The sequence below is a fragment of the Falsirhodobacter algicola genome (genome assembly GCF_018279165.1).
In the GTDB taxonomy this organism is placed as follows: domain Bacteria; phylum Pseudomonadota; class Alphaproteobacteria; order Rhodobacterales; family Rhodobacteraceae; genus Falsirhodobacter; species Falsirhodobacter algicola.
This window is the reverse complement of the sequence record NZ_CP047290.1, coordinates 22,131-47,467: the sequence shown is the minus strand read 5'-3', so window position 1 is coordinate 47,467 and position 25,337 is coordinate 22,131. Positions and strand designations below refer to the sequence as shown.

Sequence of the window (25,337 nt, the reverse complement as noted above, 5' to 3'; positions counted from 1 at the left end):
TTATCCCGCGGCCCGGTCTTCGGCATCGAGGGCGACCTGCGCGTGCTGCACGACGGTCCAGTCCTCATGCTCGCGCCGGCGATAGACCGAGGTGCAGGCCGCCTTGTACAGCGTCTCGCCCTTTTGCGCGCGGACGTGATAGCCGACGACGATCAACCCCTCCTGCGGGCGGGACACCACCTGATCGGAGAAGGACACCTCGTCCCATGCGGGGGTGCCGGTGACGGCGTCCTGCGCGTCCTTGCCTTGGAACAGGTGCGGCGCACGGCTCAGGGCCATGACGCATTCGGGATCGACCCGTTCGTGATAACGGTCTTCGGATGCCTGCCAGAGGCCGCGTTCGAATGACCAGACGCGATCGTCGTCCATGATGCTCTCCTCGTGTTCTGCTGGGGGGTCAACGGGTGGGGCGGCGGGCTGTTCCCGCGGCACGGGCACCTTCGGCGCCGTTTCGTCGATCAGGCGGGCGCCGGGCTGTCCGGTCAGATAGGTCCAGAGCCATTGCACGCTGACGAGAACGCGCTTTTCCGTGTTCACCAACAGATAGACATGTACCAGCGCCCACAGATACCACGCCACATGGCCGCGCAGCTTGCGCCGCCCGAAATCGAACACCGCCGCGTTGCGGCCCACCACCGCGGTGTTGCCCCGGTTGCGGAAGTGGAAGGGGGCGAGGGGGGTGCCGTCCGCGATCAGGGCGCGCAGGTTGCGGCCCAGATGCTGGCCCTGCTGCTTGGCGACTTGCGCCAGCGCGGGCAGGGGGCGGCCATCCGCGCCCGTCTGGGCGGCGGTGTCGCCGAGGGCGTAGATGCCGGGAAATCCCTCGATCGTCATGTCGGGGCGGACGGGCAGGCGGTTGCCGCGTTCGGGCGCGATGCCGAGCCACTGGGCCGCGTTCGACCCGCGCACCCCCGCGCCCCAGACGATGCAGCCGGTGGGAATCCGTTCGCCCCCGGCGATCACCCCGCCCTCGTCCATGGCCTCTACGCGGCAGCCGATGCGGACATCCACGCCCCGGTCCTGCAGGCTGCGCAGGGCGTAATCGGCCAGATCCTCGGGGAAGGCGGTCAGAAGGCGCGGCCCGGCCTCGATCAGGACGACGTTCAGATCCTCGGGGCGCAGGCGGCGGAAATCGCGGGCGATGATCTCGCGGCCGAGTTCCACCATGGCGCCCGCCATCTCCACCCCGGTGGGGCCGCCGCCGATCACCACATGGGTCAGCAGCGCGCGGCGCAGCGCCGGGTCCTCGGTCATCTCCGCCCGCTCGTAGGACAGAAGGAGGCGCTGGCGGATCACCCGCGCCTCGTTCACCGTCTTCAGGCCCGGCGCATGGATGCGCCAGTCGTCATTCCCGAAATAGTCGTAATCCGAGCCGGTGGCGATCACCAGATGATCGAAGGGCACGGGCGGCGCGTCCTTCAGCTGCACATGGCGGGCGGCGGTGTCGATGCCCGTCACCTCGGCGAGTTCCACCCGCAGGTTCGACCAGCGGCCGAGCGCCTTGCGGATCGGCTCGGCGATGTCCGAGGGCGACAGCGCCGCCGTTGCCACCTGATAGAGCAGCGGCGTGAAGAGGCTGTGGTTGCGCCGGTCGAGCACAAGCACATCGGCCTCGCTGCCGCCGAGGGCGCGGGCGCAGGCCAGCCCCCCGAACCCGGCCCCGACGATGACGACGCGGGGGCGATCAGTCATCGCCGCCCTCGGTCTGCCGGGCAACGCGCGACAGACTCATCACGCGCTCGGTCTCTTCGGCGCTGGCCAGTTCGATGGCGACGCCGTCGGTCGGCACCGCGCCCGGATCCTCCTGTCCGTCATGCAGGACGGAATGATCGTCCAGCCGTTCGGCCAGCGCGGGATCGAGCTTTTGCACGGTGGCGATCAGTTCGGCCAGAATCTTGCGATGGGCGATCAGCAAGCCCTCCAGCCGGTCGATGGTGGTGTCCTCGGTCTGCGTCATGGGTCCGGTCCTCCTGCTCTGATGTCGGGGATCTAGGTCGGCGTGGGGGCGCGGTCCAATGAGGGGCGCGCGGAACCGCCGGCGCGGCCCGGCGTTCGCGCAGGACCCCTCGGAGAAACCCGCATGACGCAGCCGCAGCTTCTGTCCTTCCTGATCCTGGGGGGCATGATGCTTCTCTTCATCTGGGGGCGGCTTCGTTACGACCTCGTGGCGATGCTGGCGCTGGTCGCCTCGTTGGCCGCCGGCACGGTGAAGCCCGAGGACGCCTTCACCGGGTTCAGCGACGACATCGTGATCATCGTCGGCAGCGCCCTCGTCGTCAGCGCGACGATCGCGCGGTCGGGCATCATCGAAACGGTGATCCGCTGGGTGGTGCGCCGGGTGACGACGGTGCGCTGGCAGATGACGGTGCTGGTCAGTTCGGTGACGGTGCTGGCGGCGCTAGTGAAGAATATCGGCGCGTTGGCGATGCTGATCCCGGCCTCGTTCAAGATGGCCAAACGGTCGGGGGTGTCGCCTTCGGCGTTTCTGATGCCGATGTCGTTCGGATCGCTCTTGGGCGGGCTGATCACGCTGGTGGGGACATCGCCGAACATCATCGTCTCCCGCGTGCGGGAGGATCTGACGGGGCAGCCGTTCCGCATGTTCGACTATGCCCCCGTGGGGATCGGGCTGGCGGTGACGGGGCTCTTGTTCCTGCAGGTCGGCTATCGGCTGATCCCGGCGGATCGGCGCGCGGCCCCCACCTTGGACGAGGCGGTGGGCATCAGCGATTACAACACCGAGGCCTATGTCCCCGAAGGCGCCAAGGCGGCGGGCCGCTCGGTCGCCGAGTTCCTGAGCCTCGTGGATGGCGGGCTGGCGGTGACGGGCCTCGTGCGCGGGGCGGTGCGGCGCGGGGTGACGTTGCCCGAAACGCGGATCGAGCCGGGGGATGCGCTGCTCTTGCGCGGCGAGCCGGACGCGCTGGAGCGGGCGGTGAAGGTCGGCGGCCTCGATCTGGCGCGGCAGGGCCACACCCCGCCCCGCGAGGCGCTGAGCATGGTGGAAACCGTGGTCACGCCCCAATCGGTGCTGATCGGCAAGAGCGCGGTGCAGATCGCGCTGCATGGCCGCTTCGGGGTGAACGTGATCGCCATTTCGCGCCCGCGCCACCGGATGACCGAACGGCTGGGCGATACGGTGCTGACGGGGGGCGATGTGCTGCTGGTACAGGGCCCGGCGGCGGTGCTGCCCGAGGCGATGGATGCGCTTGGCTTGCTGCCCTTGGCCGAGCGGAGCATCCGCCTCGGCGGGGTCCGGGCCGAGGTGCTGCCGCTGGTGATCCTCGTGGCCGCGATGGGGCTGACGGCGGCGGGGGTGCTGCCGGTGGCGGTGGCCTTCTTCGGCGCGGCGACGCTGATGATGGCGACGGGCGCGATCAGCCCGCGCGACGCCTATGCGGCGGTGGAATGGCCGATCCTCGTGATGCTGGGCGCGCTGATCCCCGTGAGCGAGGCGTTGCAGACCACCGGCGGCACCGATCTGATCGGCACATGGCTGTCGCAGACGGCGACGGGTCTGCCCGTCTGGGGCGCGCTGACGATGATCATGGTGGCGGCCATGGCGGTGACACCGTTCCTGAACAATGCGGCGACGGTTCTGGTGATGGCCCCGATCGCCGCCACCTTCGCGGGCGATCTGGGATTTGCGCCGGACGCCTTTCTGATGGCGACGGCGGTGGGCGCGGGCTGCGATTTCCTGACGCCGATCGGGCATCAGTGCAACACGCTGGTGATGGGCCCCGGCGGGTACCGGTTCGGCGATTACGCCCGGCTGGGCGCGCCGTTGTCGCTTCTGGTCGTGCTGGTGGGGGTGCCGCTGATCCTTGTGGTGTGGGGATAGGCGTGGAACGGCGCAAGGACACATAATCCTGACTATGGCGGCGCGATGGTCCGACGGCTGGCGGTGCCGCGCGGCCTGCGCTATGCCGCGCGCCGAACACCTTTGGGGGAAGGATCATGCCGATGGGGCAGCGACGGGACGGCGGGCCGGTGATTGCGGTCGATGGCGGCGGCACGCGCTGCCGTCTGTCCTTCGATGGACGGATCGAGATGGAGATCGGCCCCACCAACGTCGCCACCGACCGCGCGGGCGCGCTGCGCCGCCTCGTGGCCGGGCTGGGGGAATTGACGGCGCGGGCGGGCGCGGTGGCGCCGGCCTATCTGGGGCTGGCGGGCTGCATCTCGGCCCGGATCGCGGAGGAGGTGGCGGCCGCCCTGCCCGTCCCGGTGCTGGCCGTGGAGGATGACCGCCCGGCCGCCGTGCGCGGCGCGCTTGGCACGGCGGCGGGCGCGGTCGCCCATTGCGGGACGGGATCGTTCATCGGGATCTGCGGCGCGGAGGGCGCGGTTCGGCTGGTGGGCGGCTGGGGGTCGGTCCTCGGGGATGAGGCCTCTGCCCATTGGATCGCGCGCGAGGCCCTGACCCGCACGTTGGAGGTCGTGGACGGTCTGCGCCCGCAGGACGGGCTGACGCAGGCGCTGTTGGACCGGTTCGGCGGCGCGGAGGGCATCGTCGCCTTCGCCCGCACCGCCCCGCCCGAGGCGATGGCCGCCCTCGCCCCCGAGGTGACGGGCGCCACCGCCACCGGGGCCGAGGTGCTGCGCGCGGGGGCGGATCACATCGCCCGCACCTTGGCCCGGTTGGGACACCGCCCGCCGGAGGCCCTGTGCCTGACGGGCGGGATCGCCGCCGCCTTCGCGCCGTATCTGGGGCCGGACCTTGCCGCCGCGCTGCGCCCGCCCGCGGGCCGCCCGCTCGATGGGGCGCTGGCGATCGCGCGGGAGATGGCGGCCCGGCGCTAGTCGTCAGGCCGGCTGCATCAGCCCCGCCACCGGGGGCGCGCCCGGATCGGCAAAGGCCCATGGCATCCCGATCGACAGGCGCAGCGCCTCGCCCGGCAGGGCGCGCCGCGCCGAATGGGCGATGAGCGTTTCGCCTTCGGTTTCGAGGGTCAGGCGGAACCGCCCGCCTTGATAGGCGCAGGCGCTGACGCGGGCCCGGATCGGGCCTTCGGGATCGAGGCGCACCTGTTCGGGGCGGATGCACAGATGGGTGGGCGGGCCCGCGTCGCAGCGGGCCTCGATCTCCTGCCCCAGGGCGTGCACGCGGGCGCGCCCGGCCCCCGGACGGGGCGCGGCGGTCAGGGCGACGACCGCGCCATCGCCGACGAAACCCGCCACGAATCCGTCGCGCGGGCGGTCATAGAGGCCCTCCGGCGTGTCGAACTGGCGGATGGTTCCGGCCTGCATCACGGCCACGCGGTCGGCCATGGCGAGCGCTTCGGTCTGGTCATGCGTGACATAGACCATGGTCGCCCCGGTGCGGCGATGGAAGGCGGTGAAGGCGTCCTGCATCGCGGCGCGCAGCGCCAGATCGAGATTGGCCAAGGGTTCATCCAGAAGGACGGCGCGCGGATCGGCCACGAGGCACCGCGCCAGCGCCACGCGCTGCCGCTGCCCGCCCGAAAGCTGCGCCGGGGGCCGGTCCGCCAGCGCCGAAAGGCCGGTCAGATCCAGCGCCTCGGCGACGCGGCGGCGGCGCTCGGCGGTGGGAACGCCACGCACCCGCAGCGGATAGGCGACGTTGCCCGCCACCGTCATATGCGGCCAGAGGGCATAGGATTGGAACACGATCCCGATGTTGCGATCCTCGGGGGGGACGAAGCGGTCCGGCCCGGCCATGACCTGCCCGCCAAGGGTGATGGTGCCGGTATCGGGCATCTCGAACCCCGCGATCAGGCGCAGAAGCGTGGTCTTGCCGCAGCCCGACGGCCCGAGGAGCGCGACGAATTCGCCATCCGCGATCTCGGCGTCGATCCCGGCCAGCGCGGGCACGCCGTCATAGCTGCGCCGTACGCCCGAAAACCCTAGCCCTGCCATGGAACGCATCCTTTCGGAAGCCGGGGGGCGGCCAGTTGCACCAGCCCCATCAGCACGACGATCAGCGCCACGATGGAGGCGGCGAGGGCCGAGGCCATCACCGTCTCTCCGCTGTCCTCGAGGTTGAAGATGACGACGCCCAGCGTTTCCGTCCCGCCGGCCCAAAGGAGCGCGGATACGGTCAGCTCGTTCACCGCCGTCAGAAAGACGAGGATCGCCCCCGCCGCCGCCGCCGGGGCCGACAGCGGCAGCACGATGGTGCCGAGGCGGCGGCCAAGGCGCGCCCCGGCGCTGGCGGCCGCTTCCTCCATCGCGGGGTCCATCTGGACGATGGCGGCCTGCACCGGGCGCAGCATCACCACCAGAAAGCGCGACAGATAGGCCAAGAGGATGATCGTCAGCGTGCCATAGAGCGTGATGCCGAAGGGCAGCCGCAGAAAGGCGAGGATGCAGGCGATGGCCAGCACCACGCCGGGCAGCGCATAGGGCAGGTCCACCAGCATATCGACCGCGCGCGAGATCCGCGACGGGCGGCGCTGCATCACCCATGCCAGCGGGATCGCCACCGCCATCAGGATCGCCGCCGCCAGCGTGGCCAGCAGCAGCGAATTGGCATAGGCGCGCCGGGTCACGGGCTGATCGAAGAGCACCGCCGCCCATGCCTTCGCGGTGGCGGTCGCGGGGGTCAGCGGCACGCCATAGGCCGGGATCAGCGAGGTGGCCAGCAGCGCCAGCAGCGGCACGGCCAGCGTCAGGGCGATGAAGGACCAGAGCGCGGCCTCCACCGGCAGGCGGCGCGCGCCGAGCGACAGGCTCAGAGGCTGGGCCGAGAGGCCGACGAGGCCATGCGCCCGCCGGCGCAGGAACACCCGCCCCGCCAGAACGCCCGCCAGCGCGACCGCCCCGATCAGCAGCGCCATCACCGCCACCTCCGGCAGGGCCGACGGCCCCATGCCCGCCAGCCGCTGATAGATCAGCGTCGGGAGCGTCGAATATCGCGCGGGAATGCCCAACATGGCCGGAATCCCGAAATTGCCAAGGGCGGTGACGAAGGTCATCGCCGCCCCCGCCCCAAGGCTGGGCAGGCAGAGCGGCAGCACGATCTGCGCCCAGACCCGGGCACCGCGCGCCCCGGCGACGCGCGCGGCCTCCACCAGATCGCCGGGGATCAGGCGCAGCCCCGCGCGTAGCGTCAGGAACACGATGGCGGCGTGCTGGATGCCCAGCAGCAGCGCGATCCCCCATGCCGAATGCAGCGGCTGCGGGCTTCCCAGTGGCGGAGCGAGGCCCAGCATGCCCAGCAGCACCGAGGACGGCCCCATCATCTGCATCCATGCAAGGGCGGTGATCTGCGGCGGGATCATCATCGGGATCATCAGGCAGAACACCAGCGCCCCCTTGGCGCGGATATCCGTCAGCGCCACGACGAAGGCGAAGGCCGATCCGATCACGAGCGAGATGAGCGTTCCCGCCCCCGCCGTCACCAGCGAATGACGCAGCGCGATCAGCGTGGAGGGACGGCCCAGCACCTCGCGCGCGTGATCCAGCGTCAGCCCGCTGCCGAGGCCGAAGCCTTCGGCCAGAAGGCGCAGGATGGGGCCGAGCGCGATCAGCGCCACCGGCAGCAGCAGCCATGAGATGCGCCGATCCCCGGACCGGCGCAGCGCGTTGCGCGGGCCTGCGATCATTGGATGCCGAAGATCTCCGCGAAGCGGGCCTTGTTGGCGTCGGTATCGGCCAGCGCCTTGGCCGGATCGAAATCGATCAGGGTCAGGCTGTCGCGGGCGGGGAAACCTTCGGGGCTGTCGATGCCGGTGCGGGCGGGGATATAGCCCATATCGGCCACCAGCGTCTGCCCCTCTTCGGAGAGCACGAAATCGACGAAGGCGCGCGCGGCGTCCGGATGGGCCGCGTCCTTCATGATCGCGACCGGCTCGGTCACATAGGTCACGCCTTCCTTGGGAAAGACGAATTCCACCGGCGATCCGTCGGCCTTGGCACGCAGCGCCATGTAATCCACCAGCACGCCATAGGGTTTCTCGCCCGAGGCGACCGCCTTGAACACGCCGCCATTCCCGCCATCGGCGCGGGCGTCGTTGGCGGCCAGCGCCTCGTAATGCGCCCAACCGAGATCCGGATCGTTCACCAGCGTCGCAAGATGGATCAGCGCCGCCCCCGAATAGAGCGGCGAGGGCATCGCCACGAGGCCCTTGTAGTCGGGCTGTTCCAGATCGGCCCAAGAGGTCGGGATGTCGGCGGCGCGGGTGTTGTAGACGATGCCGGTCGTGATCAGCTTCGTGGAGTAGTAATACCCCTCCGGGCTGTTCAGGGCGGGATCGAAGGCGGCGGCTTCGGGGCTGTCATAGGCCAGAAGGGCGCCGTCGCGGGCGAGCCCTTCAAGCGTCACGGTGTCGGCGATCAGCAGCACATCGGGGGGCGTCGCGCCGGCCTGCATCTCGGCGGCCATGCGGGTCATCAGCTGGGTCGTGCCGTCGCGCACCCAGTCCACCGTGATGCCCGGATGCGCCGCTTCGAACGCGTCCACCGTCTTCTGCGCATCCTCGTTCGGCTGCGAGGTGTAGAGGGTCAGCGTTTGGGCCGACAGCGCGGCGGGCAGCGCGAGGGGAAGCATCAGCGACAGGGCAAGGCGAAACATGGCGATCTCCGGTCTGGCGTTCGGCGAAGGGGGGCCTTCGCGTGACACGGCAGATACCGGCGGCGCATGACAGCGTGATGACAGCCCCCTAGCGCGCCGGGCCTGCGGGAACGATGCCGGTCGGATTGATCTGGCGCTGGCTTTGGTAATAGTGCCGCTTGATGTGGTCGATGTTGATCGTCTCGGCCACGCCCGGCAAGGCTTCGAACTCCCGCAGAAAACGCGACAGGTTCGGCAGATCGGAGAGGCGGTGCAGGTTGCACTTGAAGTGCCCGTGATAGACCGGATCGAAGCGCACCAGCGTCGTGACAAGGCGGATGTCGGCCTCGGTCAGGGTGGGGCCGGTCAGCCAGCGGCGGTCCGCAAGACGGTCCTCCAGCCATAGGAGGGTGTCGAACACGCCCGCCACCGCCTCGTCATAGGCGTCTTGGGTCGTGGCGAAGCCCGCACGATAGACGCCGTTGTTCAGCGTGGGATAGATGCGGTCGTTCAGTGCGTCGATCTCATCGCGCAGGGGGGCGGGGTAGAAATCCGCCTCGGTCGCGCCCAGCCCGTCGAAGGCGGAGTTGAACATGCGGATGATCTCGGCGGATTCGTTGGACACGATCGTGCCGCGCGTCTTGTCCCACAGGACCGGCACCGTGACGCGCCCGGTATAGGACGGATCGGCGGCGGTGTAGATCTGGTGCAGGCGGCTTGCGCCATGGATCGGATCGCCCGTCACGCAGGGGCCGGGTTCGAAGGTCCAGCCTTCGTCGCCCATCAGCCAATGGGTGACGGACAGATCGATCATCCCCTCCAGCCCCTTCAGGCGGCGCATGATCAGCGTGCGATGCGCCCAAGGGCAGGCAAGGCTGACATAGAGGTGATAGCGGCCGGCTTCGGCGGGAAAGCCGCCCTCGCCGCTGGGACCGGGGGCGCCGTCCGGGGTGATCCAGCTGCGGAACCGGCTTTGGGCGCGTTTGAAACGGCCGTCGGTCTCTTTGGAGATGAGGCCGTCGGTCTGCCATGTCCCGTCGATGAGCTGTCCCACGATATCCTCCGCGATGGGTGTCCTTGGCCCCGATCTAGGGCAAAGGGCGGGCGGGGAAAATCCCGGCGGGGATGCGCCCCCGCCGGAATGGGTGCATCAGGCCGTGCCGCGCACCGGGTAGTCGTTCTTCATCACGAAGCCGAGGCCTTGGATCAGATCGTCGATCTGCGGGCGGGCGAAGGGCGTGTTCTGCACGAAGAGCGCGTAGATGCGGTTGTCGGGCTTCAGCACGTAGATCGCGGGTTCGGCGAAGCGCGTGGGTTCGGCGTCCTTGGCCTTGTCCGAGATATAGAGGCCCCAAGCGCGGGCGGATTCCTCGGTCTGGGCATGGCCGATCTTCAGCGCGCCCAGATCCCATTCCTTCTGCTGGCGGGCGAAACGCTCGTCGTCGTCCATCGACACGGCCGAGACGATCAGCCCGGCGGCGCGCAGCTCCTCTTCGCGGCGGGCCAGTTCTTCGATCTGGTCCTTGCATTTGGGGCAGTGGATGCCGCGGTAGAAGAACACGAGCGACAGGCTGCCTTCGGGCGCGACGGGCAGTTCGAACGCGGCACCATCGGCGGTGCGTGCGTCGATCGCGGGGGCGGCGGAGTCGGGCATCGGGGCGGTATGGGGCATGGAATGTCCTGTGGTTCGGGTGTCATGGCAGGGACGCGGCGGGCGCCCCCGGTTCGGATAACGAATCCGTTTGTTGAACCTGCGCCCGAGGGCCGGTATTTCCAGAATAATCGTTTCAAAAAAGTTTGATCCATGCTGCCGGACCCGTTCCTGCCCCGTCGCAGGGGCCGCCCGAAGGGCTTTGACGACATCGACGCCCTCGAGGCTGCGACCCGTCTGTTCTGGGCGCGCGGCTATGAACAGGCGCCGATGGACGCGCTGTGCCGGGCGATGCACATGCCGCGCGCCAGCCTGTATCAGCGGTTCGGCGGCAAGGAGGGCCTGTTTCTGGCCGCGATTGATCATTACGCGCGCACGCGGTTGCAGCCCATCGCGGCGGTGTTGACGGATGGCACCGTGCTGCGGGATGATCTGCTGACCTTCTTCGAGCGTGTGGTCGCGATGAGCACCGACGATCCGGAAACGCCGGGCTGTCTCATCTCTTCGGTGCTGGCGGATGCGGCGCGGGGCAATCCCGCCCTCGGGGCCGAGCGCGACCGCCGCTTCGGCAGGCTGGAGGCGCTGATCGCGGACCGCCTTGCCGCCGATGGCTGGCCCGAGGGCGGCCCCTGCCCGCCCGTTGTCGCCGCCACGCTGGCGGCCGCGATGGCGCGCGGGATCGTGCTGCGCGCCCGCTCGGGCCATGATGCGGCCCGGCTTCATCCCGTCGGCCGCGCCGCCGTCGATGCCATTCTTGCGCTGCGCGATGCGTAGCCGCCTCGTTCCCCGGTCCCAGACGCAAAGGAAGATGCCGTGAAGAAACCCCTCCTCTTGGCCGGTCTCGCGGCTCTCATCCTGGCGCTTCTGTGGGTGCTGCGCGATCAGGATCTGACCGTTGCGGCGCTGCAGGGCCATCTGGCGCGCGTGGCCGCATGGCAGCAGGGCCATCCGCTGCTGGTGGCCGGGCTGTTCTTCGTCGCCTATGTCGCGATCACGGCGCTGTCGCTGCCCTTCGCGCTGTGGATGACGCTGGCCTCGGGGGCGCTGTTCGGGTTCTGGGGCGGGCTGGCCATCGCCTCCTTCGCCTCGGCGATCGGGGCCTCGCTTGCGTTCCTCGTGGCGCGGCATCTGTTGCGCGACTGGGTGCGCGCGCGCCTTGGCCAGAAGGCCCGCACGATCGAGGCGGGGCTGGCGCGGGATGGGGCCTTCTATCTCTTCTCCCTTCGGCTGATCCCGGTGGTGCCGTTCTTTGCGGTGAACCTTCTGATGGGGCTGACGCCGATCCGGCTTCTGGTCTTCTATGCCGTCAGTCAGGCCGGGATGCTGGCGGGCACGGCGGTCTATGTGAATGCGGGCACGCAACTGGCGCGGCTCGACAGCCTGTCGGGCATCGTGTCGGCGCCGATCCTTGCATCCTTTGCGGTGCTGGCGGTGTTTCCGTGGATCGCGCGGGCGGTGCTGGGCCTGCTGCGGCGCCGGCGCGTCTATGCCGGTTGGACGCGCCCATCCTCCTATGACCGCAACCTCGTGGTGATCGGGGCGGGATCGGCGGGGCTCGTCTCGGCCTATATCGCGGCGGCGACGAAGGCGCGCGTCACGCTGGTGGAGGCCGGCGAGATGGGCGGCGACTGTCTGAACTACGGCTGTGTGCCCTCCAAGGCGCTGATCCGCAGCGCGACCCTTGCCCACGAGATGCGCCATGCCAGCGCGCAGGGCCTGACCGACACCGCCCCCGTGATCCCCTTTGCCGCCGTGATGGAGCGGGTGCACCGCATCATCGCCACCATCGCCCCGCATGACAGTGTCGAACGCTACACCAGCCTTGGCGTCGAGGCGCTGAAGGGCCATGCCCGCCTGATCGATCCGTGGACGGTGGAGGTGACGGATGCCGAGGGCACCGCGCGCCGCCTGACCACCCGCTCGGTCATCATCGCCACCGGCGCGCGGCCCTTCCTGCCGCCGCTGCCGGGCCTCGATCTGGTGGAGCCCTTGACCTCGGACACCCTCTGGGAGGGGCTGCGCGGGATGCAGGACCCGCCGCGCCGCCTCGTGGTGCTGGGCGGCGGGCCGATCGGCTGCGAGCTTGCGCAGGCCTTCGCGCGCCTCGGCTCCGAGGTGGTGCAGATCGAACGCTCGCCCCGGCTGATGGGCCGCGAGGATCCCGAGGTCGCCGATATGGTGATGGCGTCGATGCGCGCGGACGGGGTGTCGATCCTGACCGAACATTCCGCCGTCCGCTGCGGGGTCGATGGCGACCGTTGGATCGAGGTGGAGCATGAGGGCGAGACCCGCCGCATCCCCTTCGACCGGATCATCGTCGCCGTGGGCCGCCATGCCCGCCTCGAAGGGTTCGGGCTGGAGGAGCTGGGCATCCCCGCCGACCGCACGGTGGAGACGAACGCGTATCTCGAGACCCGCTATCCCAACATCCTTGCGGCGGGCGATGTCGCCGGGCCGTACCAGTTCACGCATGTCGCCTCGCATCAGGCGTGGTTCGCCAGCGTCAACGCGCTGTTCGGGATGTTCAAACGGTTCAAGGCCGATTACCGCGTGATCCCATGGGCGACCTTCACCGCCCCCGAGGTGGCCCGCGTCGGCCTGTCCGAAACCGAGGCGACCGAAAAGGGCATCCCGCACGAGGTGACGCGCTTCGATCTGGCGGGCCTCGACCGGGCCGTGACGGATGGCGCGGCGCATGGCTTCGTGAAGGTGCTGACACCGCCGGGCAAGGATCGTATCCTTGGCGTTACCATCGTCGGCGATCACGCGGGCGATCTGATCGCGGAGTTCGTGATGGCCATGAAGCACGGGCTGGGCCTCGGCAAGGTTCTGGGCACGATCCACATCTATCCGACATGGACCGAGGCGAACAAATCGGTCGCCGGGGCGTGGCGGCGCGCGCATGTCAATCCGCGCGCCTTGGCGCTGGTGGAGCGGTTCCACCGCTGGAGGCGCGGATGATCGACGCCTACATCCACCCGGTTCAGCGCACGGTGTTGCAGACGCCCGCCCAATGGCTGGCGCGGCGCGGCGTGCGGGCCGACAGCGTCAGCCTTGCGGGGTTCGCCCTCGGGCTCTTGGCGGTTCCGGCCCTTGCGCTCGGCTGGTGGGGGGCGGCGTTCGCGCTGATCGTGGCGAACCGGGTGATGGACGGGCTGGACGGCGCGGTGGCGCAGATCCATGGCCCGACCGAGCGGGGGGCCTTTCTCGACATCGCGCTGGATTTCGTGTTCTACGCGCTGGTGCCGGTGGGCTTTGCGCTGCACGATCCGGCGGCGCATGCTTTGCCCGCCGCCGTGCTGATCGCGGCCTTCGTCGGCACCGGATCGTCCTTTCTGGCCTTTGCCGCCATCGCGGCGCGCAGCGGCCGTCAGGCCGAGCAGTTTCCCCAGAAGGGCATCTATTACCTCGGCGGCCTGACCGAGGGGTTCGAGACGATCGCGCTGTTCCTGCTGATGTGCCTTCTGCCCGCCGCCTTCGCGCCGCTGGCATGGACCTTCGCCGCGGCCTGCGCCGTCACCACGGTGCTGCGCTGGCATCAGGGCTGGACCGCCTTCGCCCCCCCATCCGTACGGAGACCCCGATGAAAGCGCTTCTCTCCGCCGTTCTTCTGCTGGCCGGTGCCGGCATGGCCAAGGCCGAGGATTGGACGCAGATCCTGAACGAGGCGCGGGGTCAGACCGTGTATTTCCACGCATGGGGCGGGGATCGGCGCACCAACGACTTCATCGCCTCGGTCGGCGAGGAGGTGCTGCGCGATTACGGGGTGACGCTGCGGCAGGTCCCGCTGGCCGATACGGCCGATGCGGTGGCGCGCGTTCTGGCGGAAAAGGCGGCGGGGCGCGATGCGGACGGGTCGGTCGATCTGATCTGGCTGAACGGGCCGAACTTCCTCGCGATGGCCGATCAGGGGCTGCTGGGCGCGCCCTTCGTGCAGGATCTGCCGAACGCGGCATGGCTCGATCTGTCCGAAGGCTCGGCCAACAGCGTCGATTTCACCGTGCCGGTGGAGGGACGGGAATCCCCGTGGCGGCTGGCGCGGTTCGTCTTCACCTATGACGCGGACCGGATCGATCCCCCGCCCGGCCGCATGGCCGATTGGGTGGGCTGGGCCGCCGCGCATCCGGGGCGCGTAACCCATCCCGATCCGGCCAATTTCATGGGCGCGACCTTTCTGAAACAGGCGCTGATCGAACTGGCCCCCCTCGGCACCGACCTATCCATTCCGCCGACCGATGCCAGTTTCGCCGCCGCGACCGCCCCGCTTTGGGACTGGTACGACGCGCTGCGGCCGAACCTGTGGCGGCAGGGCCAGTCCTTCCCCGAGAATGAGAGCGTGCAGCTTCAGATGCTGAACGATTACGAGGTGGATATGTCGATGTCGCTCGATCCGGCCTCGGCGGCGGCGGCCATCGCGGAAGGGCTGCTGCCCCCCAGCGTGCGCGTGCATGTCCCCGACGGGGGCAGCATCGGCAATGTCAGCTTCGTCGCGATCCCCTTCAACGCCGCCCACCGGGCCGGTGCCGAGGTGGTGGCGAATGCGCTTCTGGATCCGGCCACGCAGGCGCGGATGCAGGACCCGGCGGTGCTGGGGGCCTTTTCGGTGCTGGACCCGGCGCGGCTGGATGCCGAGGGGCGCGCGGCCTTCGCCGCCCTGCCCGACGATCCGGCCCTGCCGACGCTCGCCGATCTCGGCCCCGTCCTGACCGAGCCGCATCCGGCATGGATGACCCGCCTGACGGACGAATGGCAGCGGCGCTATACGCGGTGAACCGGCTGCGCGTCACCAGCGGCCTGATCGTGCTGGCGGCCGTGGTGCTGCCGGTGCTGCTGGGGCTGTATCACAGCGCGGCGGCGGGGTTCGGGCATATGCCCGCCCTTGGGGCCGAGGGGCCGGATCTGGCCGCGTGGCGCGCGCTTCTGGCGGTGCCGGGCCTGTGGCGGGCAGCCGCGCTCAGCCTTTGGACGGGGCTCGCCGCGACGGCGCTGGCCTTCGGGCTGGCGGTGGTGACGGTGGCGGCGCTGCCGCAGCGCATGGCGGGGCTGCGCCGCCTGCTTGCGCCGCTGCTGGCTGCGCCCCATGCAGCGCTGGCGATCGGGCTGGCCTTCGTGCTGGCGCCGTCGGGATGGATCGCGCGCGCCATCGCGCCGCTGGCCGGATGGGTGCGCCCGCCCGATCTTGCGACGGTGGGCGATCCGTGGGGGCTGGCGCTGATCCTCGGGCTGGTGCTGAAGGAGCTTCCGTTCCTGATCCTCGTGCTGATCGGGGCGACGACGCAGATCCCGATGCGGGCGCAGATGGCGGCGGGCCGGTCCACTGGGCATGGGCGCGCGGCGATCTGGCTCTGCCTTCTGCTGCCGCAGCTTTGGCCGCTGATCCGGCTGCCGGTCATGGTGGTCGTCGCCTTCTCCGTGTCGGTGGTGGATATGGCGCTGATCCTTGGGCCGTCGAACCCGCCGACGCTGTCGGTGCTGGTGGCGCGGCTGTTCACCGATCCCGATCTGCGGGCGCTGCTTCCGGCTTCGGCGGGGGCGTGCCTTCAGATGATGCTGGCGGCGGCGGCGATGGCGCTCGTCTGGGGGGCGGCGGCGGCGGGGCGGCTCGTGCGCGGGGCGGTGCTGGGATGCGGCGCGCGGCTGCGCGGGCTGGACCGGGTGGCGGCGCTGCCGCTGGCGGGAACGGCGGTGTTGGTGGCGCTGGCGGCGCTGGCGCTGATGGGGCTTGCGCTATGGTCGGTCGCCTTCACATGGCGCTGGCCGGATCTGTGGCCGGGGGGGCTGTCGCTGCGGGCATGGCAGGGGCGCGGCGGCTGGATGCGGGCGCTGGTCCTGTCGCTCGGCATTGCGGCGGCGGCGGCGGGGCTGGCGCTCGTGCTGGCGGTGGCGTGGCTCGATGGCGGGGACCGGGCCGGGCGTCGGGGCCTGCGCGGCTGGATGCGCATCGCGGTCTATCTGCCGCTGCTGCTGCCGCAGATCTCGGTGCTGGTGGGGGTGTCGGGGCTGGCGCTGCGCCACGGGGTTGCGCCCCTTCCGGCGGTGATCTGGGGGCATATGCTCTTCGTCTTTCCCTATGTGATGATCGCGTTGGCGGGGCCTTGGGCCGCCCTCGATCCGCGGCTGGAGCGGACGGCCGCCGCCTTGGGCGCGGGCCCGTGGCGGCGGCTGTGGCATGTGAAGCTGCCGGCGCTTCTGGCCCCGATCCTGACGGCGGCGGCGATCGGTTTCTCCGTCTCCATCGCGCAATATCTGCCGACGCTGTTCCTTGGCGGCGGGCGCATCGCCACCCTGACGACCGAGGCGGTCGCCCTTTCCTCGGGGTCGGATCGGCGGGTGGCGGCGGTCCATGCCGCGCTGCAGGCGGCGCTGCCTTGGGCGGTGTTCCTGCTGGCGCTGATCGTGCCGCAGCGCCTGCACCGCAACCGCCGCGCCCTGAACGGAGACACCGCATGAGCCTTCACCTCGACCGGCTGTGCGTGCGCGCCCCCGATGGCCGGGCGCTGTTCGCCCCGCTCAGCCTGCGCCTTGCGCCGGGGGCGGTGGGCTGCGTGATGGGGCCGTCGGGCGTGGGAAAATCGACGCTGCTGAACGCGGTCGGCGGCCACCTGCCCCGCACCTTCCGCGCCGACGGGCGGGTGCTGGTCGATGGCTGCGATGTGATGCCCCTTCCGGCCGAGCGTCGGCGCATCGGCGTCATGTTCCAGCAGGCGGTGATGTTCCCGCATCTGTCGGTCGCGGGAAACCTCGCCTTCGGGCTGTGCCCATCGGTGCGCGGGCGCGCCGCGCGCCGACGCGCGGTCGAAGACGCGTTGGAGCGGGCGGGCCTTGCCGGTTTCGGCCCTCGCGATCCGGCCACCTTGTCGGGCGGGCAGCAGGCGCGCGTTGCACTGCTGCGCACGCTTCTGGCGCGCCCGCGGGCCGTCCTTCTGGACGAGCCGTTCTCGGGCCTCGATGCCGAACGGCGGCAAGACATCCGCCGCTTCGTCTTCGACAGCATCCGCACCGCCGGGATCGCGGCCCTGCTCGTCACCCACGACGCCGAGGATGCCGAGGCCGCGGGCGGCGCGGTCACGCGGCTTGGTTGAACCAAAAGGAGAGCGGGATGCGGCGGATCATGGGATGGGGGGCGGCGCTGGCGCTGTGCCTTGCGGGGGGTGCTGCGGCGCAGACGGTGCAGGCCGCGCGCCTTGCCGCGCCGACGGACCGGTATCCGCACGGCATCCTCGGCTCCATCAAGCCGCAGGGGGAATTGGTGGCGGACCTTGCGGACTGCGGCGGCTGCGCCATCGGCATCCGCCTGCCGCAGACCCTCGTCTTCGAGGATTTCGCCCCGCGGCTGGTGGATCTCGATGGCGACGGCCGCCCCGAGATCGTGGTGGTGGAGAGCGATCTGCAAAAGGGCTCGCGGCTTGCGGTCTGGACGGTGCGGAGGGTGGACGGCGCGCCGCGGCTTGCGCGGCGGGCGGCGACCGCATTTCTGGGCACGCGCTTTCGCTGGTTGGCCCCGGTCGGGGCGGCCGATCTCGATGGCGATGGCCGCATGGAGATCGCCTATGTCGAGAAGCCGCATCTGGAGCCGGTGCTGCGCATCCTGCGGCTGGAGGGGGATCGGCTGGTGCCCGTCGCGGCGGTGCGGGGCGTCAGCAATCACGCCATCGGGCAGGAGCAGGTGGCCAGCCGGATCGAACGCTGCCCGAACGGCCCCCGCATCCTTGCGTTCGGCGCGGATGGCCGCCGGGCCGTGTCGGTGCGGCTGGGGCCGGAGGGGGCGCGCATCGCCGATCTGGGCCCGGTGGCGGCGCCGTGGCGCCTTCCCCCCGCGCCCAGTTGCGATGCGGGCTAGGGATCAGTCCTCGGCCACGGCCTTGTCGGTCATGCTCGCAAGGGCCTGTTTCATACGCTCCAGCGTGTCCTTGGCGCTGTCGAGGTCATAGCGTTCGGCCAGCGCCTCCACCGACAGATAGCCGATCTTCGCCCCGTCCGCGTCCTGCCAGACTAGAACGCGCAGCGGCAGGTCCAGCGCCGCGCGCGGATCGGCCTGCATCAGCGGCGTTCCAAGGGCGGGGTTGCCGAAGATCAGCACCGTCGCCGGGTCCATCTGCAGATCGGCCCCCGCCGCGGCGGCCTGATGATCGACACGCGCCACGAGCGATGCCGGGCTGGCGTCGATGATGCCCTCCAGCCGGTCGGCGGTGGTCGCCACGTCATAGGGGCTGGGCTTGATCACCCAATCCTCGGCCTGAGCGGCGGTGCCGGCAAGGCAGAGCAGGATCGTCGCGAAAAGCTTGCGCATGGGGTGTCCTTTTGTTGCGTCGGGGGGCGGGGTCCGGTTGCGGGCCCGCCCCGGTCCCGTGGGGGCGATGATAGCGGCCTTGCGCCGGGCGGCAAACCCGAATGCGCGGTGGGCAGGCGGGCCCTCGCGCGCTAGGATGGGCGCGGCGCAATCGGATGGGGGCAGAATGCAGGGCAAGGCGGCGGGGATCGTGCTTCTGGGGGCGGGGCATGCCAATCTTCTGGCGGTGCGCCCGCTGCGCGCGGCGCTGCCGCAGGCGCGCATCACGCTGGTGGATATGGCGGGCCATGCCACCTATTCGGGGATGTTTCCGGGCCATGCGGCGGGGCATTATCCGGCCGGGGCCTTGCGCGTCGATCTGACGGATTTCGCGGATCGTCACGGCATCGCCTTTCGCCGGGCTGAGATCATGGACCTCGATCCCGCCACCCGCCGTGTGTGCCTGTCGGGCGGGGATATGCTGGAATACGATGTCGCGGCGCTGGATATCGGCAGCCATGGCGCGATGCCGGAGCTGCCGGGCTTTGCCGCCCATGCGGTGGCGGTCAAGCCTATGGGGCCGCTGGCCGCGCGCTTGGCCGCCGGTCCCGCCGCAGGCCCGGCGGTCGTCATCGGCGGCGGGGTCGCGGGGGCGGAGATGGCGCTCGCCCTGTCCCATCGCGGCCACCGGCCTGTGACGATCCTAGAGGCCGCGCCGGTCTTCGCCCCCGGCCTGCGCCCCCGCACCCGCGCCTGCCTGCACCGCGCCTTCGCCCGCGCGGGCATCCGCCTGTGCCTCGACGCGCGGGCCGCACGGATCGAGGCGGAGGCGGTGGTCCTTGCCTCGGGCGCGCGCATCGCCAGCGCGCTGACGCTGGGCGTGGCCGGGGCGCGGGCCCATGGCTGGCCCGCGCGGGGCCTGCCGGTGGATGCGGGCGGCTTCGTGCGCGTCGATCCGTATCTGCAGGTGGAGGGGCATCCCGGCCTTTTCGCCGTGGGCGATTGCGCCGCGATGATGCACGCCCCCCGCCCCAAGGCCGGGGTCTTTGCCGTGCGTCAGGCCCCGGTTCTGGCGCAGAACCTTGCCGCCGCCCATGACGGGCGGCGGCTGCGTCGTTTCGATCCGCAGCGCGACTATCTGAAGATCATCGCGCTTGGCGGACGATCGGGGTTGGCGGAATGGCGGGGGATCACCCTGCACGGCCCATGGCTGTGGCGGCTGAAGGACGGCATCGACCGGAGGTTCATGCGCGGCCTTCAGGGGGCGGGCCAGCCGCGTTCGTGATAGGCGCTGTCCCAGAAGTGCCATTCATGCCAGCAGCACCGCGCGAAGGCCGCCTGCATCCGTGCCCGGCAGGCCGCATCGCCCGCCGCCGCCACGCGGTCGGTCAGGGCGAGCATCCGCGTCACCCCCTCGTCGAAGGCTTCGCCCGCATAGGTGTCGATCCATGCGGCATAGGGATTGCCGGGGGCTGCGCGTTCGGCGATCGCCCGGCCCACGTCGCGGTAGATCCAGAAGCAGGGCAGCAGCGCCGCCACCCCTTCGGCGAAATTCCCGATCGCGGCGACCCGCAGCAAATAGGACACATAATGATCGCAGGCGGCCGAGACCTCGGTCGCGGCGAACTGCTCGGCGCTGACGCCGAACAGCTGCATGTAATGCGCATGCAGCGAGCGTTCGGCCGAAATCGCCCCGGCGGCGGAACTGGCCAGAAGTGCGATCGCATCGGGATCGGAGGCCTTGGCCGCCACCAGCGCCAGCGCGCGGGCGAAACCCTCGAGGTAATGCGCGTCCTGCACGATATAGCCGCGGAACGTCGCCTCGGGCAGCGTGCCATCGGCCAGTGCGCGGTTGAACGGCATCGCGTGGATCTGACGGTTGAGGGAGGCCGTCGCCGCGGCGAGGGTCTGCGTGAAGCCTGTCATTGCGGCATCTCCTTGGGGAAGTGATTGACGGGGCCGCAGCCGCCCCCGACGGACAGCCGGTCCGCCGCGGCGATGGCGCGGCGGATGTAATCCTTGGCCCCCGCCACGGCGGCGGCCAGCGGCACACCCGCGCCCATCCGCGCTGCCAGCGCCGAGGACAGGGTGCAGCCCGTCCCATGGGTGTGGCGGCTGGCAAGGCGTGGGGCCTCCAGCCACAGCTCCTCTTGGGCGGTCAGCAGCAGATCGGGGCTGTCCCCGCCACCCAGATGCCCGCCCTTCAGCAGCACCGCCTGCGGCCCGAGCGTCAGCAGCGCCCGCGCCTGACGCAGCATCCCGGCGCGGTCCGTGACCTCCGCCTCGTCCAAAAGATCGGCGGCTTCGGGCAGGTTCGGGGTGATGACGGTGGCCATCGGGATCAGCGCCGTGCGCAGAAGGCGGGCGGCTTCGGCGTGCAGCAGACGATCCCCGCTTTTGGCGACCATCACCGGATCGAGGACGATCGGGCAGGTCAGCCCCGCCAGCGCCTCGGCCACGGCGCGCACGATGGCGGCATCGCCCAGCATGCCGATCTTCACGGCGTGGATGGCGATATCCTCGCGCACGGCCCGGATCTGCGCCGCGACATCGCCCGCAGAGGTGAGCGTGACCGCCTGCACCCCGCGCGTGTTCTGCGCCGTCAGCGCGGTGATGGCCGTCATGGCATAGCCGCCATTGGCGCTGATCGCCTTGATATCGGCCTGAATGCCCGCGCCGCCCGAACTGTCGGAACCGGCGACGGATAGGATGTTGGGGATCATGCGGCCTCCCATGCGCGAAGAAGATCCTGCGCGGCCGCGACCATGTCGGGGCTGCGCGAAATGGCGGAAACGACGGCGAGGCCCGCGCCGCCCGCGGCCCGGATGGCGGCGGCCTCGGCGGCGGTGATGCCGCCGATGGCAAGGCAGGGCAGCGGGGTCGCGGCGGCAAGGCGGGCGAACCCCCCAAGGCCGATGGGCGGCGCGTGATCGGCCTTGGAGGCGGTGGCATGGACCGGCCCGAGGCCGAGGTAATCGACCCCCGCCGGCACGGCGGCCAGCTCCGCCGCATTGCCGACCGACAGCCCGAGGGTCATCGCGGGGCCGATGCGGCGGCGGATCGCGGCGGGATCGCCATCCTCTTGCCCGATATGCAGCGCCGGGGCGCCGATCGCGATCGCCACCTCCGCCCGGTCGTTGACGACAAGCTGCGCGCCCGTGCCCGCTAGCCGGGCCATCAGATCGCGCGCCAGCGCCGCATAGGCGGCATCGGGCAGCGTCTTGTCGCGCAGTTGCACCCAACCGGCCCCGCCCCGCGCCGCGGCCAGTGCCTGATCGGCCACGCTCTGCGGCGCCGCCGCATCGGTGATGAAGCACAGCGGCGGGATCATGCGGCAACGATCCGGGCACGGGCGCGCACCTCATCGGGGTCGAGGGCGGCCAAGGTATCGAGGAAGGCCACCTGAAACGATCCCGGCCCTGCGGCGGTGGCGCCCGCCATCTCTCCGGCGATGCCATAGCAGGCGATGGCGGCGAGCGTTGCGTCGAAGGCGTCGGCCTCGGCGACGAAGGCAGCGACCACGCCCGTCAGCGCGCAGCCGAGGGCGGTGACGCGCGGCATCATCGGATGGCCGTTCGCCACCCGCGCGGCCCGCGCCCCATCGGTGACGAAATCGACCGGGCCCGTCACGGCCACGACCGCGCCGCTGCGCCGCGCCAGATCGCGCGCCGCGCCTTCGGCGGCCGCCACGCTGTCGGCGGCATCGGCCCCCCGCCCCGCCTGCGTCCCTCCCGCAAGGGCAAGGATCTCCGAGGCGTTGCCCCGGATCACCGTCGGCGCTTGGGCCAGAAGCCGCGCGCCCAGATCGCGCCGAAAGCGCGTCGCCCCCACCGCCACGGGATCGAGCACCCAAGGCCGCCCCGCCGCCCGGGCCGCCGCCGCCGCCGCGCACATCGCTTCAGCCCACCGCGCATCGGGCGTGCCGATATTGATGCTGAGCGCGGCGGCAAGGGGCACGAACTCGGCCGCTTCGTCTTCGGCATGGACCATCGCGGGCGAGGCGCCGATCGCCAGCATGGCATTGGCCATGACGTTCATCGCAACGAAATTGGTGATGTTCTGCACGAGGGGCGCGGCCGCGCGCATCCGGGCAAGGTGATCTGCGGTATCGGGCAAGCCTCTCTCCTCCGCGGTGGGGGAAGGCCGGCCGACCGGCAGGGGTGCCGGTGGTTCCGCGCCTCCCTCCGCCGGCATTATCCGGTTCAGGTTCAAAGGGTCCGTCTCAGCCCGGTTTCCCGAGCGCCCCTGTCGCATTCCGGGCAAACCTTGCACGCAGCGCGGCATAGGTCAAGCGCCGGGCGATCTGCGACAATTTGTCCGAAAATCGCTTTCCCTGACAGAGGGGTGGGCTAGCTTGTCCGACATCTCCCAGCATCAGGCCAGGACGAATCCCGTGACGCACAAGCCCGATCCGACGCCCCCCCTTCGTGACATCCGTCAAACGCGTTTGGGGCGGCGCGGCTTTCTCGGCAGTTCGGCGGCGGCGCTGGCGGGGGTGGCGGCGTTCCGCCCCGCCCATGCGCAGACCCCGCCCGCCACCGCCGAATACACCCCCGAATTCTTCAACGCTGCGCAATGGGCCTTCGTGATCGCCGCCGCCGACACGCTGATCCCGGCGGACGAATACGGGCCGTCGGGGTCGGAGGCGGGGGTGCCGGTCTTTCTGGATCGGCACATGCAGACGCCCTATGCGCAAGGCTCCATCTGGTTCCGCGAGGGGCCGTTCGATGAGACGCTGGGCCGCGATTTCGGCTATCAGGGGCCGCTGGCGCTGGCCGATATCGTGCAGACGGGGATCGATCAGGCCGATGCATGGTGCCGCGACACGCGCGGCGCGGGCTTTGCCGATCTGGACGAGGAAGCCCGCATCGCGGTGCTGACCGCGCTGGAGAAGGGCGAGCCCGAATTCGCCCGCGTCTCCGCGTCGCGGTTCTTCTCGGATTTCTGGAAGGAATTGCAGGTCGGCTATTTCGCCGATCCCTCATGGGGGGGGAACCGCGATCAGGCGGCGTGGAAGGGCATCGGATATCCCGGTGTGCGGGCCGATTACAGCGACTGGGTGACGGTGCGGGAAGCCTATCCGCTGCCGCCCGTCGATCTTGCCGGAAACAGGGGGTGACCGCATGGCCGTGAAACCGCAGACCGACGCCGTGATCATCGGCATGGGGTGGACGGGGTCCATCCTCGCAAAGCAATTGACCGATGCCGGGCTGAACGTCGTCGCGCTGGAACGGGGGCCGGACCGGCACACCCAGCCCGATTTCGCCTATCCGCGCGTCGTGGATGCGGTGGAAGGCTCGATCCACCGCAAATTCCTTCAGCCCCTGAACAACGAGACGGTGACCGTCCGCCACAACCGCAGCCAAGCCGCCGTGCCGATGCGGCGGATCGGCAGCTTCAAGCCCGGAACGGGCGTGGGCGGGGCAGGCACGCATTGGTCGGGGTGCCATTTCCGCGCCATGCCGGACGATCTGCGCCTGCGCAGCCATATCGAGGAACGCTTCGGCCTCGATCTGATCCCCGACGACATGCTGGTGCAGGACTACCCCTTCTCATGGGAGGAGATGGAGCCGCATTTCGACATGTTCGAGAAGGTCTGCGGCACATCCGGCCGGGCGGGCGTGCTGAACGGCCAGCGGCGCGAGGGGGGCAACCCGTTCGAGGGCAGCCGCTCGGCCGAATATCCGCTGGGGCCGAACCCCGATTACCTCGGCTCGGAGATGTTCACATGGGCCGCGCGCGAGGCGGGGTACAATCCCTATCCGATCCCGGCCTCGAACGCGTCGGCCTCCTATGTGAACCCCTATGGCTGTCAGATGGGGCCGTGCAACGCCTGCGGCTTCTGTTCGGATTACGGCTGTCTGAACTATTCCAAGGCCAGCCCGAACGTGAACATCCTGCCGGTGCTGCGGCGGCGGCAGGGGTTCGAGCTTCGGGCCAATGCGCAGGTGCTGCGCATCAACCTGTCCGAGGATCGCAGCCGCGCCACCGGCGTGACCTATGTCGATCTGGAGACCGGCGAGGAGCATGAGCAGCCTGCGGGGCTGGTGCTGCTTTGCGCCTATCAGCTTTACAACGTGCATCTGATGCTGCTGTCGGGGATCGGCCAGCCTTACGATCCGGTCACCGGGACGGGCACCGTGGGGCGCAACTACGCCTATCAGAACCTGAACGCGCTGAAGCTGCATTTCGACGAGAACACGCATCACAACACCTTCATCGGGATCGGCGGGGCCGGTGCCACGATCGACGATCTGAATGTCGGGCAGCTCGATATGCGGGATGCGGGCTTCATCGGCGGGGGCATCCTATGGGCGCGGCAGCCCGGATCGGGGCCGGTGCGCGGCATCGACCCGCCGCCCGGCGCGCCATCCTGGGGTCGCGGCTGGAAGCAGGGCGTGCGGCAGGGCCTGCTGCATTCGTGCGAGTTCGAGGCCCAGACCGGGGTCATGTCCTATCGCGACAACTACCTGTCGCTCGATCCCACCTACCGCGATGCTTGGGGGCGCCCGATGCTGCGGATGACCTTCAACTGGAAGCCGAACGAGGCCGCTGCGGGGCAGTGGTATGTGGACAAGCTGCGCGCCCTGATCGCGCCGCTGAACCCGCTGGCGGTGGATGGCGAGGCCAAGGCGATGGACGAGTCGTGGAACACCACCAGCTATCAGTCCACGCACAACACCGGCGGCGCGGTGATGGCCGCCACCCCCGAGGGCGGCGCCCTGAACCGCTATTGCCAAAGCTGGGACGTGCCGAACGTCTTTGCGCCGGGCGCGAACGCCTTCCCGCAGAACCACGGCTACAACCCGACGGGCCTTGTCGGCGCGCTGGCCTATTGGACGGCCGAGGCGATCACTGGCCAGTATCTGAACGATCCCGGCGCGCTGGTCCGGTAGGGGGAC

At 70.4% G+C, this 25,337-nt stretch carries 24 protein-coding genes and 1 riboswitch; of the genes, 12 read left to right on the top strand and 12 right to left on the bottom strand.

Going from position 1 to position 25,337, the window contains the following annotated elements:
* Both GR316_RS11690 and GR316_RS11685 read right to left on the bottom strand, forming a co-directional pair.
* Positions 1-1,692 carry an NAD(P)/FAD-dependent oxidoreductase gene (locus GR316_RS11690; protein WP_211785318.1) on the bottom strand — a complete coding sequence of 564 codons (1,692 nt, stop codon included), beginning with the start codon at positions 1,690-1,692 and terminating at the stop codon, positions 1-3.
* On the bottom strand, positions 1,685-1,957 hold the full coding sequence (locus tag GR316_RS11685; protein ID WP_211785317.1) for a hypothetical protein: 273 nt from the start codon (positions 1,955-1,957) through the stop codon (positions 1,685-1,687). Before GR316_RS11685 ends, GR316_RS11690 begins: the two co-directional genes overlap by 8 nt.
* A 123-nt stretch (positions 1,958-2,080) precedes the next feature.
* Between GR316_RS11685 and GR316_RS11680 the strand changes: the two genes are divergently transcribed.
* A complete protein-coding gene (locus GR316_RS11680) occupies positions 2,081-3,841 on the top strand; it encodes an SLC13 family permease (protein ID WP_211785316.1) in 1,761 nt (586 codons plus the stop codon).
* A gap of 122 nt (positions 3,842-3,963) precedes the next feature.
* Positions 3,964-4,803, top strand: a complete 840-nt coding sequence (locus GR316_RS11675; protein WP_211785315.1) for a glucosamine kinase nucleotide-binding domain-containing protein — start codon at positions 3,964-3,966, stop codon at positions 4,801-4,803.
* 3 nt (positions 4,804-4,806) lie between these two features.
* Here the strand turns inward: GR316_RS11675 and GR316_RS11670 are convergent, their stop codons facing one another.
* From GR316_RS11670 to GR316_RS11650, 5 genes are all read right to left on the bottom strand, one after another.
* On the bottom strand, positions 4,807-5,880 hold the full coding sequence (locus tag GR316_RS11670) for an ABC transporter ATP-binding protein (RefSeq protein WP_211785314.1): 1,074 nt from the start codon (positions 5,878-5,880) through the stop codon (positions 4,807-4,809).
* Complete coding sequence (locus tag GR316_RS11665) at positions 5,868-7,568, bottom strand: ABC transporter permease (protein WP_211785313.1); 1,701 nt, start codon at positions 7,566-7,568, stop codon at positions 5,868-5,870. Before GR316_RS11665 ends, GR316_RS11670 begins: the two co-directional genes overlap by 13 nt.
* On the bottom strand, positions 7,565-8,536 hold the full coding sequence (locus GR316_RS11660) for an ABC transporter substrate-binding protein (RefSeq protein WP_211785312.1): 972 nt from the start codon (positions 8,534-8,536) through the stop codon (positions 7,565-7,567). The genes GR316_RS11665 and GR316_RS11660 overlap by 4 nt, the downstream gene beginning before the upstream one ends.
* Positions 8,537-8,624: 88 nt before the next feature.
* Positions 8,625-9,569: a glutathione S-transferase family protein gene (locus GR316_RS11655; RefSeq protein ID WP_211785311.1), complete on the bottom strand. Its 945-nt coding sequence runs from the start codon at positions 9,567-9,569 to the stop codon at positions 8,625-8,627.
* Between the two features lie 96 nt (positions 9,570-9,665).
* Positions 9,666-10,187, bottom strand: coding sequence for a redoxin domain-containing protein (locus GR316_RS11650; protein ID WP_211785310.1), 522 nt, complete (start codon positions 10,185-10,187; stop codon positions 9,666-9,668).
* Positions 10,188-10,319: 132 nt separating this feature from the next.
* Between GR316_RS11650 and GR316_RS11645 the strand changes: the two genes are divergently transcribed.
* From GR316_RS11645 to GR316_RS11615, 7 genes are read left to right on the top strand one after another with little or no spacing between them, the layout of a single operon-like run.
* Positions 10,320-10,940 (top strand): TetR/AcrR family transcriptional regulator, encoded by a 621-nt coding sequence (locus tag GR316_RS11645; RefSeq protein WP_211785309.1) that lies wholly within the window; start codon positions 10,320-10,322, stop codon positions 10,938-10,940.
* A 39-nt stretch (positions 10,941-10,979) separates the two neighbouring features.
* Positions 10,980-13,127, top strand: a complete 2,148-nt coding sequence (locus tag GR316_RS11640; RefSeq protein WP_211785308.1) for an FAD-dependent oxidoreductase — start codon at positions 10,980-10,982, stop codon at positions 13,125-13,127.
* Positions 13,124-13,753 (top strand): CDP-alcohol phosphatidyltransferase family protein, encoded by a 630-nt coding sequence (locus GR316_RS11635; protein ID WP_211785307.1) that lies wholly within the window; start codon positions 13,124-13,126, stop codon positions 13,751-13,753. Before GR316_RS11640 ends, GR316_RS11635 begins: the two co-directional genes overlap by 4 nt.
* The gene (locus GR316_RS11630) at positions 13,750-14,937 is read left to right on the top strand and encodes an ABC transporter substrate-binding protein (RefSeq protein ID WP_211785306.1); all 1,188 of its coding nucleotides are present in this window, start codon (positions 13,750-13,752) and stop codon (positions 14,935-14,937) included. Before GR316_RS11635 ends, GR316_RS11630 begins: the two co-directional genes overlap by 4 nt.
* Positions 14,913-16,616, top strand: a complete 1,704-nt coding sequence (locus GR316_RS11625) for an ABC transporter permease (RefSeq protein WP_211785305.1) — start codon at positions 14,913-14,915, stop codon at positions 16,614-16,616. The genes GR316_RS11630 and GR316_RS11625 overlap by 25 nt, the downstream gene beginning before the upstream one ends.
* The gene (locus GR316_RS11620) at positions 16,613-17,248 is read left to right on the top strand and encodes an ATP-binding cassette domain-containing protein (protein WP_211785304.1); all 636 of its coding nucleotides are present in this window, start codon (positions 16,613-16,615) and stop codon (positions 17,246-17,248) included. Before GR316_RS11625 ends, GR316_RS11620 begins: the two co-directional genes overlap by 4 nt.
* Positions 17,249-17,265: 17 nt before the next feature.
* Positions 17,266-18,006: an FG-GAP repeat domain-containing protein gene (locus tag GR316_RS11615; RefSeq protein ID WP_211785303.1), complete on the top strand. Its 741-nt coding sequence runs from the start codon at positions 17,266-17,268 to the stop codon at positions 18,004-18,006.
* A 3-nt stretch (positions 18,007-18,009) separates the two neighbouring features.
* On the opposite strand, the gene GR316_RS11610 is transcribed toward GR316_RS11615, so the two are convergent.
* A complete protein-coding gene (locus GR316_RS11610) occupies positions 18,010-18,456 on the bottom strand; it encodes a DUF302 domain-containing protein (protein WP_211785302.1) in 447 nt (148 codons plus the stop codon).
* Between the two features lie 166 nt (positions 18,457-18,622).
* Here GR316_RS11610 and GR316_RS11605 point away from each other — a divergent pair, with 166 nt between their 5' ends.
* Entirely contained in the window at positions 18,623-19,720 is a 1,098-nt protein-coding gene (locus GR316_RS11605; RefSeq protein WP_211785301.1) for an FAD-dependent oxidoreductase, read from the top strand.
* Here the strand turns inward: GR316_RS11605 and tenA are convergent.
* Genes tenA through thiM form a run of 4 tightly spaced genes read right to left on the bottom strand, consistent with a single transcriptional unit; the run spans position 19,693 to position 22,551 of the window.
* The gene (gene tenA, locus GR316_RS11600) at positions 19,693-20,361 is read right to left on the bottom strand and encodes a thiaminase II (RefSeq protein ID WP_211785300.1); all 669 of its coding nucleotides are present in this window, start codon (positions 20,359-20,361) and stop codon (positions 19,693-19,695) included. The two genes, GR316_RS11605 and tenA, sit on opposite strands and share 28 nt — an antisense overlap.
* Positions 20,358-21,158 carry a bifunctional hydroxymethylpyrimidine kinase/phosphomethylpyrimidine kinase gene (thiD, locus tag GR316_RS11595; protein ID WP_211785299.1) on the bottom strand — a complete coding sequence of 267 codons (801 nt, stop codon included), beginning with the start codon at positions 21,156-21,158 and terminating at the stop codon, positions 20,358-20,360. The genes tenA and thiD overlap by 4 nt, the downstream gene beginning before the upstream one ends.
* Positions 21,155-21,766 (bottom strand): thiamine phosphate synthase, encoded by a 612-nt coding sequence (gene thiE / locus GR316_RS11590; RefSeq protein WP_211785298.1) that lies wholly within the window; start codon positions 21,764-21,766, stop codon positions 21,155-21,157. Before thiE ends, thiD begins: the two co-directional genes overlap by 4 nt.
* The gene (gene thiM, locus GR316_RS11585; protein ID WP_390625197.1) at positions 21,763-22,551 is read right to left on the bottom strand and encodes a hydroxyethylthiazole kinase; all 789 of its coding nucleotides are present in this window, start codon (positions 22,549-22,551) and stop codon (positions 21,763-21,765) included. The genes thiE and thiM overlap by 4 nt, the downstream gene beginning before the upstream one ends.
* A gap of 46 nt (positions 22,552-22,597) precedes the next feature.
* Positions 22,598-22,692, bottom strand: a riboswitch (TPP riboswitch).
* 136 nt (positions 22,693-22,828) lie between these two features.
* On the opposite strand from thiM, the gene GR316_RS11580 reads away from it, so the two are divergent.
* Both GR316_RS11580 and GR316_RS11575 read left to right on the top strand, forming a co-directional pair.
* Positions 22,829-23,554 (top strand): gluconate 2-dehydrogenase subunit 3 family protein, encoded by a 726-nt coding sequence (locus GR316_RS11580; protein WP_211785296.1) that lies wholly within the window; start codon positions 22,829-22,831, stop codon positions 23,552-23,554.
* Positions 23,555-23,558: 4 nt separating this feature from the next.
* The gene (locus GR316_RS11575; RefSeq protein ID WP_211785295.1) at positions 23,559-25,331 is read left to right on the top strand and encodes a GMC family oxidoreductase; all 1,773 of its coding nucleotides are present in this window, start codon (positions 23,559-23,561) and stop codon (positions 25,329-25,331) included.
* Positions 25,332-25,337: the final 6 nt, after the last annotated feature.

Bases quoted from the DNA above. Each gene is read 5' to 3' on its own strand.
- GR316_RS11690 (WP_211785318.1), bottom strand. From the start codon at position 1,692: ATGACTGATCGCCCCCGCGTCGTCATCGTCGGGGCCGGGTTCGGGGGG.
- GR316_RS11685 (WP_211785317.1), bottom strand. From the start codon at position 1,957: ATGACGCAGACCGAGGACACCACCATCGACCGGCTGGAGGGCTTGCTG.
- GR316_RS11680 (WP_211785316.1), top strand. From the start codon at position 2,081: ATGACGCAGCCGCAGCTTCTGTCCTTCCTGATCCTGGGGGGCATGATG.
- GR316_RS11675 (WP_211785315.1), top strand. From the start codon at position 3,964: ATGGGGCAGCGACGGGACGGCGGGCCGGTGATTGCGGTCGATGGCGGC.
- GR316_RS11670 (WP_211785314.1), bottom strand. From the start codon at position 5,880: ATGGCAGGGCTAGGGTTTTCGGGCGTACGGCGCAGCTATGACGGCGTG.
- GR316_RS11665 (WP_211785313.1), bottom strand. From the start codon at position 7,568: ATGATCGCAGGCCCGCGCAACGCGCTGCGCCGGTCCGGGGATCGGCGC.
- GR316_RS11660 (WP_211785312.1), bottom strand. From the start codon at position 8,536: ATGTTTCGCCTTGCCCTGTCGCTGATGCTTCCCCTCGCGCTGCCCGCC.
- GR316_RS11650 (WP_211785310.1), bottom strand. From the start codon at position 10,187: ATGCCCCATACCGCCCCGATGCCCGACTCCGCCGCCCCCGCGATCGAC.
- GR316_RS11645 (WP_211785309.1), top strand. From the start codon at position 10,320: ATGCTGCCGGACCCGTTCCTGCCCCGTCGCAGGGGCCGCCCGAAGGGC.
- GR316_RS11635 (WP_211785307.1), top strand. From the start codon at position 13,124: ATGATCGACGCCTACATCCACCCGGTTCAGCGCACGGTGTTGCAGACG.
- GR316_RS11630 (WP_211785306.1), top strand. From the start codon at position 13,750: ATGAAAGCGCTTCTCTCCGCCGTTCTTCTGCTGGCCGGTGCCGGCATG.
- GR316_RS11625 (WP_211785305.1), top strand. From the start codon at position 14,913: ATGGCAGCGGCGCTATACGCGGTGAACCGGCTGCGCGTCACCAGCGGC.
- GR316_RS11620 (WP_211785304.1), top strand. From the start codon at position 16,613: ATGAGCCTTCACCTCGACCGGCTGTGCGTGCGCGCCCCCGATGGCCGG.
- GR316_RS11615 (WP_211785303.1), top strand. From the start codon at position 17,266: ATGCGGCGGATCATGGGATGGGGGGCGGCGCTGGCGCTGTGCCTTGCG.
- GR316_RS11610 (WP_211785302.1), bottom strand. From the start codon at position 18,456: ATGCGCAAGCTTTTCGCGACGATCCTGCTCTGCCTTGCCGGCACCGCC.
- GR316_RS11605 (WP_211785301.1), top strand. From the start codon at position 18,623: ATGCAGGGCAAGGCGGCGGGGATCGTGCTTCTGGGGGCGGGGCATGCC.
- tenA (WP_211785300.1), bottom strand. From the start codon at position 20,361: ATGACAGGCTTCACGCAGACCCTCGCCGCGGCGACGGCCTCCCTCAAC.
- thiD (WP_211785299.1), bottom strand. From the start codon at position 21,158: ATGATCCCCAACATCCTATCCGTCGCCGGTTCCGACAGTTCGGGCGGC.
- thiE (WP_211785298.1), bottom strand. From the start codon at position 21,766: ATGATCCCGCCGCTGTGCTTCATCACCGATGCGGCGGCGCCGCAGAGC.
- GR316_RS11575 (WP_211785295.1), top strand. From the start codon at position 23,559: ATGGCCGTGAAACCGCAGACCGACGCCGTGATCATCGGCATGGGGTGG.